Annotated in this window: 11 protein-coding genes; 9 read left to right on the top strand and 2 right to left on the bottom strand. The window is 68.2% G+C overall.

Annotated features, from left to right (window positions below):
* The first annotated feature begins 44 nt into the window (after positions 1 to 44).
* Positions 45 to 3,068 carry an alpha-mannosidase gene (locus OSH07_RS02535; RefSeq protein WP_266337027.1) on the top strand — a complete coding sequence of 1,008 codons (3,024 nt, stop codon included), beginning with the start codon at positions 45 to 47 and terminating at the stop codon, positions 3,066 to 3,068.
* Between the two features lie 62 nt (positions 3,069 to 3,130).
* On the top strand, positions 3,131 to 4,435 hold the full coding sequence (locus OSH07_RS02530) for an ROK family transcriptional regulator (protein WP_266337026.1): 1,305 nt from the start codon (positions 3,131 to 3,133) through the stop codon (positions 4,433 to 4,435).
* Here the strand turns inward: OSH07_RS02530 and OSH07_RS02525 are convergent.
* Positions 4,432 to 5,547 carry an ROK family transcriptional regulator gene (locus OSH07_RS02525; protein ID WP_266337025.1) on the bottom strand — a complete coding sequence of 372 codons (1,116 nt, stop codon included), beginning with the start codon at positions 5,545 to 5,547 and terminating at the stop codon, positions 4,432 to 4,434. The genes OSH07_RS02530 and OSH07_RS02525 overlap by 4 nt on opposite strands.
* A 55-nt stretch (positions 5,548 to 5,602) precedes the next feature.
* Positions 5,603 to 6,805 carry an ROK family transcriptional regulator gene (locus OSH07_RS02520; protein WP_266337024.1) on the bottom strand — a complete coding sequence of 401 codons (1,203 nt, stop codon included), beginning with the start codon at positions 6,803 to 6,805 and terminating at the stop codon, positions 5,603 to 5,605.
* A gap of 152 nt (positions 6,806 to 6,957) precedes the next feature.
* Between OSH07_RS02520 and OSH07_RS02515 the strand changes: the two genes are divergently transcribed.
* The 7 genes from OSH07_RS02515 to OSH07_RS02485 all read left to right on the top strand — a co-directional run bounded on the left by OSH07_RS02515 (position 6,958) and on the right by OSH07_RS02485 (position 13,944).
* On the top strand, positions 6,958 to 8,223 hold the full coding sequence (locus tag OSH07_RS02515; protein ID WP_266337023.1) for an ABC transporter substrate-binding protein: 1,266 nt from the start codon (positions 6,958 to 6,960) through the stop codon (positions 8,221 to 8,223).
* Positions 8,224 to 8,293: 70 nt separating this feature from the next.
* Positions 8,294 to 9,223, top strand: a complete 930-nt coding sequence (locus OSH07_RS02510; protein ID WP_266337022.1) for a carbohydrate ABC transporter permease — start codon at positions 8,294 to 8,296, stop codon at positions 9,221 to 9,223.
* On the top strand, positions 9,216 to 10,118 hold the full coding sequence (locus tag OSH07_RS02505; RefSeq protein ID WP_266337021.1) for a carbohydrate ABC transporter permease: 903 nt from the start codon (positions 9,216 to 9,218) through the stop codon (positions 10,116 to 10,118). Before OSH07_RS02510 ends, OSH07_RS02505 begins: the two co-directional genes overlap by 8 nt.
* 7 nt (positions 10,119 to 10,125) lie before the next feature.
* On the top strand, positions 10,126 to 11,238 hold the full coding sequence (locus OSH07_RS02500; RefSeq protein WP_266337020.1) for an ABC transporter ATP-binding protein: 1,113 nt from the start codon (positions 10,126 to 10,128) through the stop codon (positions 11,236 to 11,238).
* A 44-nt stretch (positions 11,239 to 11,282) separates the two neighbouring features.
* Positions 11,283 to 12,047 carry an SDR family NAD(P)-dependent oxidoreductase gene (locus tag OSH07_RS02495; RefSeq protein ID WP_266337019.1) on the top strand — a complete coding sequence of 255 codons (765 nt, stop codon included), beginning with the start codon at positions 11,283 to 11,285 and terminating at the stop codon, positions 12,045 to 12,047.
* Between the two features lie 41 nt (positions 12,048 to 12,088).
* Positions 12,089 to 13,072 carry a sugar phosphate isomerase/epimerase family protein gene (locus OSH07_RS02490; RefSeq protein ID WP_266337018.1) on the top strand — a complete coding sequence of 328 codons (984 nt, stop codon included), beginning with the start codon at positions 12,089 to 12,091 and terminating at the stop codon, positions 13,070 to 13,072.
* A 50-nt stretch (positions 13,073 to 13,122) separates the two neighbouring features.
* Positions 13,123 to 13,944 carry an SDR family NAD(P)-dependent oxidoreductase gene (locus OSH07_RS02485; RefSeq protein WP_266337017.1) on the top strand — a complete coding sequence of 274 codons (822 nt, stop codon included), beginning with the start codon at positions 13,123 to 13,125 and terminating at the stop codon, positions 13,942 to 13,944.
* Positions 13,945 to 13,997: the final 53 nt, after the last annotated feature.

The raw sequence follows: 13,997 nt of genomic DNA, 5'->3' as shown, positions 1-13,997 counted from the left end.
CCACCGATTTCCCCCATACCCCTATCTGAGACGGAGAATTCCCCATGTCCCTGACCCTCCAGCAGCGGCTCGCCCGCATCGACGTGCGCGTCGAGGAACTGGGGTTCTGGCGCGAGCGCGAGACCGTTGCGGTCGATGGCTGGCAGTTCAACGGCGCGCCGATCGCGATGGGCGGCTTCTGGCCGAAGAAGGACGGCACCGTCACTTTCGACGCCGCCGCCGCGATCCCCGACCACTGGTCGCTCGAGGATACGCGCCTGCTGATCGATGTCGGCGGCGAGAGCCTGATCACGCTGACGCCCGAGGGTGACAGTGCCGAAAAGCGCTTCGGCCTCGACCCGTTCCACCAGGAATTCCCCGTCCCCGGCCGCCGCTTCAGGATCCATGTCGACGCCGTCGCCCGCCTGCCCTTCGGCGAGCCGGTGCGCGAGCCGCGCCTGACGCGGGCGCATCTCGCCTGGATCGACCAGCCGGTGCACGAGCTCGCCTTGCTGCTGCGCCAGGTCTCGGAGGCCTCGCACTTCCTCGGCGACCATGAGGTGGTGCCGCACCTGATCACCGCCGCCGAGCAGACCTTCGCGGCGCTCGACTGGCCGTCGGCGACGCAGGACTATGTCGCCCGCACGGCGCCGCAGCACGGCCAGCAGAAGATCTGGCAGCTGCCGCCGCTGAAAGCCAATCCGGAAGGCCTGCGCCAGGATCACCGCGCCAGCGTCCAGCGCGCGCTGAACGACCTGCGCGACAGGCTGAAGGGCCTGAAGGCGCGCTATCCGCAGCAGGGCAATCTCGGCATCACCGGCCATGCCCATATCGATCTCGCCTGGCTCTGGCCCTATGACGAGACCCGCCGCAAGGCGCGCCGCACCTTCAACACGGCGCTGCGCCTGATGGAGCGCTTCCCCGACTTCGTCTTCAACCAGTCGACCGCCGCCTATTACGCGCAGATCGAGGAAGACGACCCCGCCCTCTTCAAGGAGATCCAGGCCGCGGTGAAGAGCGGCCAGTGGGAAACCATCGGCGGCATGTGGGTCGAGCCCGACACCAACATGCCGACCGGCGAGAGCTTCGTGCGCCAGATCCTCTACGGCCAGCGCTATTTCGAGGAGAAGTTCGGCGTCCGCCACCGCGTCTGCTGGCTGCCGGACTGCTTCGGCTTCTCGCCGGCGCTGCCGCAGCTGCTGCAGCAGGGCGGCATGGACTCCTTCTTCACCATCAAGGTGAACTGGTCGGAGACCAACAAATTCCCGCATGACCTGTTCCAGTGGGAAGGCCTCGACGGCAGCCGCGTGCTCGCCCACACCTTCGACAATCCGGTGCGCGGCTATAACGGCTCGACCGAGCCGGAGGCGATCCTCGGCACCTGGGGCAATTTCCGCGGCAAGACCATCCATGACGAGAGCCTGCTCGCCGTCGGCTACGGCGATGGCGGCGGCGGCGTGACGCCGGAGATGCTGGAGCGGCAGGCCCAGCTCGCCGACTTCCCGGCCGTGCCCTCGCTGAAGCCGGTCCGCGTCGAGGACGTGTTCGCCCGCATGCACGCGGTCCCCGCTTCCGAAGTGCCGGTCTGGCAGGGCGAGATCTACCTCGAGCTGCACCGCGCCACGCTGACGACGCAGAGCCACACCAAGCGCCTGCACCGCCATGCAGAGCGCGCGCTGATCACCGCCGAGACGGTGGCCTCGCTCGCCAACCTGCTGGGCGGCGCCCGGCCGGAAAGCCTGGAAAACGCCTGGCGCAAGGTGCTCAAGAACGAGTTCCACGACATCCTGCCCGGCTCCGGCATCCGCGAGATCTACGAGGATGCCGAGCGCGAACTCGGCGAGGCGCTCGCGACCGGCCTTGCCGCCCAGAAGGATGGCCTCGCCGCGCTGGTCGGCCGGCTGCCGAAGGGCGACGCCCGGAACGCGCTCGTCGTCGTCAATCCCGACCTGCATGGCCGCCCGGTCCGCGTCGAGGTCGACGGCAAGCCGATCGCGCTCGACGCGACCGTGCCGGCGCTGGGCATCAGCGTCATCGGCGACGAGAACCTGGCGCCGACCGCCGGCCTCAGCGTCTCGAAGCAGAAGCTGGAAAACAGCCTGATCCGCGTCACGCTCAACCCGGACGGCACGCTCGCCAGCCTCTATGACAAGCGCAACGGGCGCGAGGCGCTGGCGGGACGCGGCAACCAGCTCTGGGTCTATCCGATGGACAAGCCCCGCAACTGGGATGCCTGGGACCTCGAGGACGATTACGCCGCCCACGGCCTGGAACTGACCTCCTTCGAGAGCTTCGAGGTGGTCGAGGACACGCCGCACCGCGCCGCGATCCGGATTGTGCGGAAGTTCCGCGACTCGACGATCACCCAGACGCTGCAGCTCTGGGCCAACGCGCCGCGCCTCGACATCAAGACCGATCTCGACTGGCACGACCGCCGCGTCCTGCTGCGCACCCAGACCCCGGTCGACGTGCGTTCCGACTTCGCCACCTTCGAATGCGCCTTCGGCGTCGTCCGCCGCTCCACCCACAACAACACGTCGTGGGACGAGGCCCGCTTCGAGGTGCCGGCGCATCGCTTCGCGGACCTGTCGGAGCCGGGGTTCGGCGTGGCGCTGCTCAACAACGGCAAGTATGGCCACAGCATCAAGGGCAACCTGCTCGGCCTCAGCCTGCTGCGCGCGCCGATCTACCCCGATCCGCTGGCGGACGAAGGCGAGCAGAGCTTCGTCTATTCGCTGATGCCGCATGCCGGATCCTGGAACGAGGGCGGCGTGCGCGAGGAAGCGCTCGACCTGAACCAGCCGCTGCTGGCGACCCGCGCGTCGGACGTCGCGACCGGCACGCAGGCGCCGATCGCCGTCTCCGGCATCGCCGCCGGCCTCGGCGGCCTCAAGGCGAGCGAAGACGGCAACGCGCTGGTGCTGCGCGTCTACGAGCCGGCCGGCGGTCGCGGCCGCTTCGAGATCGTGCCGAAGGACGGCTGGCTGCTCTCCGGCCCGGTCAACATCCTCGAAGAGGCCGTCGATCGCGCCGCCGGACCGGACCTGAAGCCGTTCGAGGTCCGCAGCTGGCTTCTCAAGCAGAGGTAGGCCACGGCCATCCTTGACAAGCAAGCCTCCCTTGCTCTCTATCCGCCGGCGGACGATCAACCATGATCTCCCCCGGCGGCTCCGACATCCTGATGAAATCCCTGAAGACTCCGGGCGATCTCGCCGGCTCCAACTCCGGCCTGGCGGCAAGCCATAACCAGGCCGTCATCCTGCGGACCATCCGCTGGCAGGCGCCGATCTCCCGCACCGAGCTCGCCGCCCGCACCGGCCTCTCCAAGCAGGCGGTCGCCCGCATCACCGAGAAGCTGATCGACGACGGCCTGGTGGTCGAGGCGCGGCGGCGCTACGGCATGCGCGGCCAGCCGGCGATCGAGCTCGAGATCAACCCGGAAGGCTGCTTCGCCGTCGGCGTCGGCCTCGGCCGCGACCACCTGACGATCGTCGCCGTCGACGCCGTCGGCACGGTGCGCGACCGCATCCATCGCGAAACCCGCTACATGCTGCCGGACGAGTTCTTCGCCGAGATGAAGGAGGCGCTGAAGACGTTTCGCCGCCGCCACGCCATCGACGAAACGCGGCTTGCCGGCATCGGCGTCGCCTTCCCCGACTGGCTCGGCGAAATCCCCTTCATCGGCATGCCGGAGGCCTACCGGAGCTGGCGCAGCGTCGACGTTCGCGAGCGCTTCGCCCGCATCACAGACCATCCGATCCTGATCGACTACGACGCCACCGCCGCCGCGATCGGCGAGCTGACCTATGGCCTCGGCGTCGAGATCCGCAGCTTCTTCTACATCTTCTTCGGCTCCGGCCTCGGCGGCGGCCTCGTGCTCGATGGCGCCTGCTATCACGGCACCACCGGCATCAGCGGCGAGATCGGCTGGCTGCCCGTGGCGCTGCCGGACGCGCCGGCCGGCCAGCGCGTGCAGCCGCTTGGCCAGGTGGTGTCGCTGTTCATCCTCTATGATTACCTCGCCAGCCACGGCATCGCCGTCGAGCGGCCGCAGGACCTGCTGACGCTCGACGCGCGCGGACGGCGGCTGCTGACCGCCTGGCTGCGGATGGCGGCCGGCCACATCGCCGAGGCGGCGATCGACATCGGCCTGCTGATCAATCCCGACGCGGTGCTGATCGGCGGCCGCATCCCGGTGACGATCATCGACGAGCTGCTCGGCTATGTCCGCGAGGCGCTGTCGCGCGACCTCCGGCCGACACCGCGCATCCACCGCGCCGCCGGATCGGAGGATGCGGCGGCGCTCGGCGCCGCGACCATGCCGCTGTCACATGCGCTGCGGCTCGAATCCGCCGATCCCGCGCAATTGACCCGCTCGCCGCTGCGCAGCGACGATACGAGGCCCGACCGCCCCTATCTGCGCAGTATCGTCCCGGCCGAGCCCGAACGCCCCTAGGGCCGGAACGGCCGGCGCGGGTCCGGCAGCAGGAATTCCAGGAACGGCATGGCGGCGATGCCGGTCAGCACCGCCATCTCGTCCAGCGAGCCGCGCGCCAGTTCCGGCAGCCAGTAGGGCTGGGTCGGCTCGATCATCCGTTCCTGCCGTCGCGCGCCGAGCCGGCGCACCAGCGCGTCAATCCAGGCCGGCGGCAACCGCCCGCCGATGAAGATGACGCGCGGCGCTATGAAAGCCGAGATCGCGATGATCGAATCCATCAAATGGTCGCTCGCGTCCTCGATCCAGCGCGCGACCGCGGGGTGGTCGGGGCCCTCCCCCTCCAGCCCGCGCAAAGCCGCCGTCGAGGCCGCCTCGTCGAGCACCCGTCCGTCCTCGCCGGTTCGCATCGCGCCGACCCGCCCGGCCTTCTGGTCGACGCCGTTGAAAACGGAGCCGCCGATGATCATGCCGGCCCGCGCCGAACGGCCGAGCAGGACGTAGACGAAGCTGTCGGACGCCGCCGCCGCGCCGAACTGGCGCTCGCCGAGCGCCGCCGCGATCGTGTCCGCCTCGACGATGACGGGCAGCGGCGCCAGCGCCGTCCGCACCGCCTCGGCACAATCAAGCGCCGTCAGCCCGACGCCCATCACCCGCGCGGTCGTCCGCTCGGCAAGGCGCTCCAGCGCGGCCGATGCGAGCTCGACGATCACCCGAGCCGTCTCGGCAGAGTCGCCCTCCGCCACCGGCCGCTCGTCACGCAGCACGACATGGCCGGCGAGATCGATCACGACGAGGCGCGCGATCTCTTCAGCGACATCGATGCCGAGCGCCACCGCCCCCTCGGCGACCAGACCGAAGCGATTGGCGCGCGCGCCTTCCTCGGGATCCTCGCGGACCAGGCCGTCGGCGACGAGCCGGCGAACGATGTTGGTGATGCCGGGAACGGTCAGCCCCGTCAGGCTGGCGAGCTCGAGCCGGCTCATCGGCCCGTTCCGGCGCAGCGCCTCCAGCGTCACGCGCAGATTGTGGTCGGCGGCGTGCACCAGATTCTGCCCGGCCGGCTGGTGGCCCGCCCGTTCGGCGGCGGGCGCGAGGCGGGTTCTAAGCGGCGTGGTGGGGGTACGATCCATCGGCATGATCCGTTTTCGCACGAAGCGCGCCGGATTCCACCCGGCTTTTCCGGTTTCAACCCAGTCGGCCGTGATGACGCAGCACAAGGCCGACGGCGCCGAGGCAGGCATCGTTGTCGGTGAAGACGCCGGTGACGAAGCGTGTCCGCGCTTCCGGCGCGACGCCGGCCCGCTTCACCAGCGTGTGGCGCTCATAGCTCTCCGACAACGGCCCGAGCAGCATCTCGCCCGCGCGCGACAGCTGACCGCCGAGCACGACCAGCCCGGGATTGAGCGCGGTGCCGATGATCGCAAGCCCCTTGCCCGCCGCCTCCGCCATCGCGACGATCTTGCGCCGGCTGTCCTCGTCGCCTTCCCGCGCCAGCGCCACCAGCCCGTCGATACCGACCGGCCTCCCCAGCCGCCGCTCGGCCTGCGCCACCGCATCGCGGGCGCTCGCATAGAGCTCCAGACAACCGCGATTGCCGCACCGGCAGAGCGGACCGGAGGGATCGATGATCATGTGGCCAAATTCGCCGGCGCCGCCCGCAATTCCCGTGATGACGCGGCCGCGATTGACGATGGCGCCGCCGACGCCGAGATCGATCTTGAAGAAGACGAAGTCCTCGGCGCCGATCGCCGCGCCCCACATCATCTCGGCGATCGCGGCGCAATTGCTCTCGTTGTCGGCGAAGATCGGGCTCTTCAGGACGGGGCCGAAGGCGGCGCGTATGTCGGTGCCGGCCCAGGTCGGCACGCCGCTCGCGCGCAGCACCTTGCCGTCGATCGGATTGATCGGGCCGGCGACTGCGACGCCGACGCCGAGCCTCCCCTCCGGCGCGAGCCCGTGCTCCTCATAGGCCTCGTCGACCAGCCGCCGCGTCACCGCCGCCGCCTCGGCCGGCGAATAGTCCGGCTCGATCTGGATCTTGCGGTCGGAGATCACCCGGTGCGAGACGTCGGCGACGATCAGCTGGATCGCCTCCAGCCCGAACAGCACGCCGACGCAGGTGCCGACCTTCGGATTGAGCGTCAGCGCCGTCGCCGGCCGCCCGACACCGGCGCCGCGGACCGTCTCGCCATGGTCGCTCTCGATGACGATGTCGGAGCGGCGCAGCCCCGCGAGCGTCATCGACACGGTCGATTTGGCGAGGCCGGTCAGCCGCGCGATCTCGGTCGCGCTCAACGTGCCGCGCTCGCTCAGGAGGCGGACGATCCGCGCCGAAGGCGTGCCATCCGCAGGGTCATCCAGAAGAGATTTTAGTCTATCTTCAATCATTCTCGGATTTTGCCGGCGCGTTGACAGCCTAATAAGTTCAACCTAGAACAAATAGGGCGTCAGATCACGGGGAGACGGACTGAAAGCCACAAAAACAAGTACCTGCGCAAACCGGTCGTAAGTATCGGGCGCGACACCTAGGGAGAGGAACCATGACCTTCACTTGGAAGGTGAGCGCTGGACTTTTGTCCTTCGCTCTCCTGAGCGGTACGGCTCTTGCCGAACCCAAGACGAACCTGCTGCATCAATGGGCGACCGGCTCCGATGCCGCCGCCGTCGCCAAGCTCGGCGAAATGTACACCGCCGCCGGCGGCAAGTGGGAACAGACCTCGATCGCCGGCCACACGGCCAACACCCTCGCCAAGCTGCGCGCCGACGTGATCGCCGGCAACGCGCCTCCGGCCGTCCAGCTCAAGGGGCCGGAGATCGCCGAGTGGAACGCCACCGGCATGACCGCCAATCTCGATGACCTCGCCAATGCCGAGGGCTGGGAAAAGGTCGTCGCCCCCGAACTGATCGCGGTGATGAAGCCGACCGGCAACTGGGTCGCCGCGCCGATGAACATCCACCGCATCAACTGGCTGTGGTCGTCGCCGAAGGTGCTGAAGGAAGCCGGCGTCGACGCGGTGCCGAAGACCTGGGCAGAGTTCAACGCCGCCTGCGAGAAGGTGGTCGCGGCCGGCAAGATCTGCATCGCCCATTCGACCGCGGACTGGACCGATTCGACCGTGTTCGAAGTGGTCGTCTACGGCCAGGACATCGACCTCTACCGCAAGGCCTTCGTCGAGGGCGACGTCGACGCCCTGCGCAGCGAAGGCATGGTCAAGGCGCTGACCCAGCTCCGCCTGATGACGTCGAAATACATGGATCCCGGCATGGTCGGCCGTGATTGGGACACCATGTCGGCGATGGTCGGCCGCGGCGACGCCGCCTTCCACATCATGGGCGACTGGACCATCGGCCTGCTGACCGCGGCCGGCTTCAAGGAAGGCACGGACTATACCTGCAGCCAGGCGCCGACCGACTGGGGCAAGCCCGGCTTCATCCTGAACTCGGACTCGGTCGTCTTCTTCAAGCAGACCGACCCCGACTACATCGCCGGCCAGCAGCTGCTCGCCAAGACGATCCTGTCGCCCGAGTTCCAGACCGCGTTCAACCAGGCCAAGGGTTCGATCCCGGCCCGCATGGACGTCGACCTGTCGAACGGCTTCAACCCCTGCCAGCAGCTGTCGCTGAAGGACCTGCAGGCGTCGATCGAAGCCGGCACCCTGGTGCGCTCGATGGCCCACAACATGACCATCCCGCAGAAGCTGCGCGGCGCGATCATGGACCAGGTCACCGAGTTCGTGAACACCCCCGCCATGACGCCGGAACAGGCCGCGACTGCCATCGCGGACGCTGTCGAGGCCCAGCTGTAACGAACCCGTCTCCGGGCGCGGCGCCATGGCGGCGCGCCCGGCCCCTTCGTTCCGATTGGCAGGGTCAGCAATGTCGACAGCAGAAGTGGATGGCGGCCAGGTCGGGCCGACATGGCGCGAGCGCCTGACCAAGGCTTCGCCCGTACTTGTACTCGTGCCGTCTCTCGCGGCGTCCTTCGTCTACATCTTCGTCTTCACGCTCTGGACGCTGTACATCTCGCTGTCCAACTCGTCCTTGCTGCCGAGCTACGATTTCGTCGGCCTCAACAACTATGCCGCGCTGTGGAGCAACCGGCGCTGGAACATCGCCTACAGCAACCTGTTCCTGTTCTCCGCCTTCTACATCGTCGGCGCCATGGCCATCGGCCTGCTGCTCGCCATCCTGATCGACCAGCGCGTGCGCGGCGAGGCGATGTGGCGGACGATCTTCCTCTATCCGCTCGCCGTCTCGTTCATCGTCACCGGCACGGTGTGGAGCTGGCTCTACAATCCCGTCGACGGCATCCAGATGCTGGTCCGCAGCCTCGGCTGGACCGATTTCAACTTCGCCCTCGCCTCCGACCGCAACACGGCGATCTACGCCATCATCATCACCGGCATCTGGCAGAGCTCCGGCTTCGCCATGGCGCTCTTCCTCGCCGGCCTCCGATCGGTCGATCCCGACCTCGTCAAGGCGGCGCAGATCGACGGCGCCTCGACCTTCCGCACCTATCGCAAGGTCATCCTGCCGGTGATCGCGCCGATCTTCCTGGCGGTGGCGGTGATCCAGATCCAGTTCGCCATCAAGACCTTCGATCTCGTCGCGGCGCTGACGCGCGGCGGCCCCGGCATCTCGACCACCTTCCCGGCCATCTATGTCTACGACCTGATGTTCCAGCGCGGCCAGATCGGCGAAGGCGCGGCGGCGGCGATGATGATGCTGGCGGCGCTGGCGGTGGTGCTGGTGCCCTACTCGCTCTACGTCGTCTGGCACCGCCGCAAGGAGAGCCGCCATGACTGACGCCACCATCGCCGCGGTGCATGACCGCGAGGCGGCGATCGCCGGCCGCCGGCACTTCGTCAGCCGCACCATCATCTACGCGCTCCTGACCTTCTTCGCCCTGATCTACCTGGCGCCGCTGGTCATCCTCGTCTTCAACTCGTTCCGCGAGCAGCCCGAGATCGCGCAGAACGGCCTGATCGCCTTCCCGCGCAGCTTCCAGCTGACCGCCTGGGCCGACGCCTGGAGCACCTATTGCATCGGCGGCACCTGCGAGGGCATGCGGCGCAACTTCCTGAACTCGCTCTGGATGGCGGTGCCGGCGACGATCCTGTCGACGGCGCTCGGCGCGCTCAACGGCTACGTGCTGTCGAAATGGCGTTTTCGCGGTTCGGAGACTTTGTTCACGCTGATGCTGCTCGGCGTGTTCATGCCAGGGCAGATCGCGCTGATGCCCTGGGCCTTCATCCTCGGCAAGCTCGGCCTGACCAACTCGACCTACGGGCTGATCCTAGTCCACGTCATCCAGGGCATCTCGTTCACCACCCTGTTCTGCCGCAACTACTACGTCTCGATCCCGGACGACCTGATCAAGGCGGCGCGCATCGACGGCGCCGGCTTCTGGCGGATCTTCCGCAAGATCATCCTGCCGCTGTCGCCGCCAATCCTAATCGTCACCGTGATCTGGCAGTTCACCGGCATCTGGAACGAATATCTCTTCGGCGTCGTCTTCACCTCCGGCCGCGAACAGCCGATCACCGCCGCCCTCGTCGCGCTGACGGCGAGCGGCACCAATGTCCGCGCCTATGACGTGATGAGCGCCGCCGTGCTGATCGGCGCCCTGCCGCCGCTGCTCGTCTACTTCTTCGGCGGCAAATATTTCGTCCGTGGCCTGACCCAAGGCGCAATCAAGTGAGGCCAGCATGTCGTCCCTGACCATCCGAAACCTGCGCAAGAACTTCGGTGCCGTGGAAGTCCTGAAGGGCATCAACATCGAGGCCAAGGCGGGCGAGTTCATCGCGTTGGTCGGCCCGTCCGGATGCGGCAAGTCGACCCTGCTCGCCATGATCGCCGGGCTGGAGACCGTCTCGAGCGGCGAGATCCGCATCGGCGAGCGGCTGGTCAATTCGGTGGCGCCGAAGGACCGCGACATCGCCATGGTGTTCCAGTCCTACGCGCTCTATCCGACCATGACCGTGCGCGAGAACATCACCTTCGGCATGGAGAGCCGCGGCGTGCCGAAGCCGCAGCGCGACGAGGCGGTGAAGCGGGTCGCGGCGCTGCTGCAGATCGAGCCGCTCCTGAACCGCAAGCCGGGCCAGCTTTCCGGCGGCCAGCGCCAGCGCGTCGCCATGGGCCGCGCCCTGGTCCGCGACCCGAAGCTGTTCCTGTTCGACGAGCCGCTCTCCAACCTCGACGCCAAGCTGCGCGTCGACATGCGCACCGAGATCAAGAAGCTGCACCACCGCGTCGGCAAGACGACGATCTATGTCACGCACGACCAGGTCGAGGCGATGACGCTCGCCTCGCGCATCGCCGTCATGCACCAGGGCCAGGTGCAGCAATTCGACGAGCCGCAGGCGGTCTATGACCGGCCGGCCAACATGTTCGTCGCCGGCTTCATGGGCTCGCCCGCCATGAACTTCATCCCGGCCGAGATCACCACCGACGCGGACGGCAGGCCGGCCGTCGCCTTCAGGGCGGCGGGCGGCGGCACCGCGACGCTGGCGCTGCAGGAGGGCGTCGCCGGACGGATCGCCGGCCGCAACGTCATCCTCGGCGTCCGCCCCGAACACATCTTCCGCTATTCGCCGGAGCTGAAATCCTCCAAGCCGTCGGTCGCCAAGGTCGATGCCCCCGTCGAGATGGTCGAGCCGACCGGCGCCGAGACGATCGGCTTCATGCGCTTCGGCGAGCTGGAGGTGGTGGGCCGGTTCGACCCGGACGAGGCGCCGCGCATGGGCGAGACGATCCCGCTCGGCATCGACATGTCGCATGCCTGCCTGTTCGACCCGGCCACCAAGACTCTCATCTGACAAGAACCGCATCCGACCAGAAGCTTCCGACGAGCCAGCCTTCCATGACCTTCGCGAATTACCCCAGCCTTTCCGGGCGCGTCGTCTTCGTCACCGGCGGGGCCTCCGGCATCGGCGCCGACATCGTCCGCGCCTTTGCCGGAACCGGCGCCAGGGTCGCCTTCGTCGACATCCAGGAGGAGGCGGGCCGCGCGCTCGCCGACGAACTCGGCGGCGCGGCGCACCAGCCGCTCTTCCTCCGCTGCGACCTCGCCGACATCGGCGCGACCCAGGCGGCGGTCGCCGAGGTCGGGCGCAGGCTCGGGCCGATCGGCGTCCTCGTCAACAACGCGGCGAATGACGACCGGCACGAGATCGACGCCGTGACGGAGGAATACTGGGACTGGGCGCAGTCGATCAATCTGCGCCCGCAATTCTTCACCGCGCAGGCGGTGCGGCCGCAGATGCGGGCGCTCGGCTATGGCTCGATCATCAACTTCTCGTCGATCGCCTGGCGCGGCGGCGCGCCGAACATGCCGGCCTACACCACCGCCAAGGCGGCCGTGCTCGGCCTGACGCGCAGCCTGGCGCGCGCCTTCGGCGCCGACAACATCCGCGTCAACGCGATCGAACCCGGCGCGGTGATGACCGAGAAGCAATACGCGCTCTGGTACAAGACGCCGGAAAGCGTCGATGCGCTGGTCAGCCGCCAATGCATCCGCACCGTGCTGCACGGCGACGAGATCGCCCGCACCGTGCTGTTCCTCGGCGCCGACGACAGCCGGATGATCACCAAGCAATCCATCATCGTCGACGGCGGCCTGATCTGACGGCCACGCCCCTTCTCCCCCATCGCCGGATCGGAAGCGCCATGCTGCAAGTCGGACTGAATCCCTATGGTTTGACCTATTATCTCGGCCTGCAGGGACACGGCACGCCGCGCGCCAACTCTCGCGCGCGAGGCCTTGAAGGCTTCATCGAGCTGGCGGAAGAACTGGGCGCGAAGACGCTGGAAATCTTCGAGCCGTGGATCGCGGCGCTGGATGATGCAGGCGTGCAGGCCCTAAGGGCTCGGCTCGCCGCGCTCGGCATGACGCCGGTGATCAGCAGCGGGCTGAACCAGGGGCCGCTCGACAGCGCCTTCCGCTCGGCCGAGCGGCTGGACGCCAAGCTGATCCGCGTCTGCCTGACCTCGGTGCTGTGCGGCGACCGCAACGCCTGGGGCGACAAGTGGCACGAGCTGGTGCGCGGCGTGCATGCGGCGCTGGCGCTCTACGCGCCGCGCGCGGCGGCAGAGGGCCGGACGCTGGTGATCGAGAACCACCAGGATTTCACCAGCGACGAACTGGTCGGCTTCTGTGAGGAGGTCGAGGGGGGCGTCGGCCTCTGCTACGACACCGGCAACACGCTGCCGGTCGGCGAGGCGCCGCTCGACTTCACCCGCCGCATCGCGCCCTGGGTCCGGCACGTGCATCTCAAGGACTACAACGTCCAGTTCACCGACGAGGGCTACCGGCTGGTGCGCTGCGCCATCGGCGACGGCGCCGTGCCGTTCGCCGAAGTACTCGCCATCCTCGCCGAGCACCACGAGCAGCTGACCGCCGTGCTGGAGCCGGGCGCGCTCGACGTCCGCCATGTGCGGCTGCTGACGGCGGACTGGTGGAACGGCTATCCGCCGCGCCCGGCCCGCTCGCTCGCCGCCTGCCTGCAGGCGGCCCGCCGCAACCGGCTCGCCGACGACGCCGACTATCGCACCCCCTGGGAGCGCGGCGAGGACGGCGCGCTGGTCCAGTACGAGCTCGACATGATCCGCAGGAGCGTCGCCAACATGCAGGCCCTCGGCGTCATGCGCTGACCGATTTCCAACTTGTCACTTCGAACACAAGATCCAGAAGGAGCTCGCGAATGAGCCAGGAAACAAGCAGAGAACTCTCCGGCAAGGTCATCTTCGTCACCGGCTCGGGCCGCGGCCTCGGCCGCACCATGGCCGAGAAGCTGGCGAGCCTCGGCGCCGACGTCGCCATCCACGACCTCGAATGGACGGGACCGGCCAAGTATGGCGAGGCGAAGGATCTCGGCGAGGTCGCGGAACAGATCGCCAAGCATGGCGTGCGCACCGTCGCCGTCACCGGCAATATCGGCGACCCCGCCGCCGTCAGCAAGATGAAGGAAGAGATCGAGGCCAAGCTCGGCACCGTCAACGTGCTGGTCAATTGCGCCGGCGGCGACATCGGCGCTTCCGGCAACAAGCCGAAGCCGAACGACGCGCTCAACATCTCGTTCGAGGACATCACCGTCCTCACCAACAACAATCTGATCGGCACGATGCTGGTCTGCCAGGCCTTCGTGCCGCCGATGGTGGCCGCCGGCAGCGGCTCGGTCATCAACATCGCCTCGGCGGCGGCGCATATGGGCTGTTCGCCGGAAGTGGTCTATTCGACACTGAAGGCGGCCGTCGTGCACTACACGCGCTGCCTCGCCAAGGAGCTCTACGAGGAAGGCGTGCGCATCAACGCCGTCAGCCCCGGCCCGACCAAGTCGGCCCGCTTCCAGGCGACCCGCGTCGTCGACCCGGCCAAGATGGATTCCTCCGGCAAGTCGTTCAACCGCTACGCCGAGCCGTCCGAGATCGCCGACGCCGTCGCCTTCCTCGCCGGCAATGGCTCGAAGTTCATCAACGGCCAGGTGATCCGCGTCGACGGCGGCCTGACGCTGTTCCCGGGCTAAGCACCTTCACCCTGCCCTCTCCCGCAAGCGGGCGAGGGTTTCGGCCGGCGTCT

It is taken from the genome of Kaistia nematophila, assembly GCF_026343855.1.
GTDB classification, from domain to species: domain Bacteria; phylum Pseudomonadota; class Alphaproteobacteria; order Rhizobiales; family Kaistiaceae; genus Kaistia; species Kaistia nematophila.
Note: the sequence above shows the minus strand (reverse complement) of the source record. Positions and strands in the feature narration are given on the sequence as shown.

Coding starts and splice junctions, on each gene's coding strand:
- OSH07_RS02535 (WP_266337027.1), top strand. CDS start 45: ATGTCCCTGACCCTCCAGCAGCGGCTCGCCCGCATCGACGTGCGCGTC.
- OSH07_RS02530 (WP_266337026.1), top strand. CDS start 3,131: ATGATCTCCCCCGGCGGCTCCGACATCCTGATGAAATCCCTGAAGACT.
- OSH07_RS02525 (WP_266337025.1), bottom strand. CDS start 5,547: ATGGATCGTACCCCCACCACGCCGCTTAGAACCCGCCTCGCGCCCGCC.
- OSH07_RS02520 (WP_266337024.1), bottom strand. CDS start 6,805: ATGATTGAAGATAGACTAAAATCTCTTCTGGATGACCCTGCGGATGGC.
- OSH07_RS02515 (WP_266337023.1), top strand. CDS start 6,958: ATGACCTTCACTTGGAAGGTGAGCGCTGGACTTTTGTCCTTCGCTCTC.
- OSH07_RS02510 (WP_266337022.1), top strand. CDS start 8,294: ATGTCGACAGCAGAAGTGGATGGCGGCCAGGTCGGGCCGACATGGCGC.
- OSH07_RS02505 (WP_266337021.1), top strand. CDS start 9,216: ATGACTGACGCCACCATCGCCGCGGTGCATGACCGCGAGGCGGCGATC.
- OSH07_RS02500 (WP_266337020.1), top strand. CDS start 10,126: ATGTCGTCCCTGACCATCCGAAACCTGCGCAAGAACTTCGGTGCCGTG.
- OSH07_RS02495 (WP_266337019.1), top strand. CDS start 11,283: ATGACCTTCGCGAATTACCCCAGCCTTTCCGGGCGCGTCGTCTTCGTC.
- OSH07_RS02490 (WP_266337018.1), top strand. CDS start 12,089: ATGCTGCAAGTCGGACTGAATCCCTATGGTTTGACCTATTATCTCGGC.
- OSH07_RS02485 (WP_266337017.1), top strand. CDS start 13,123: ATGAGCCAGGAAACAAGCAGAGAACTCTCCGGCAAGGTCATCTTCGTC.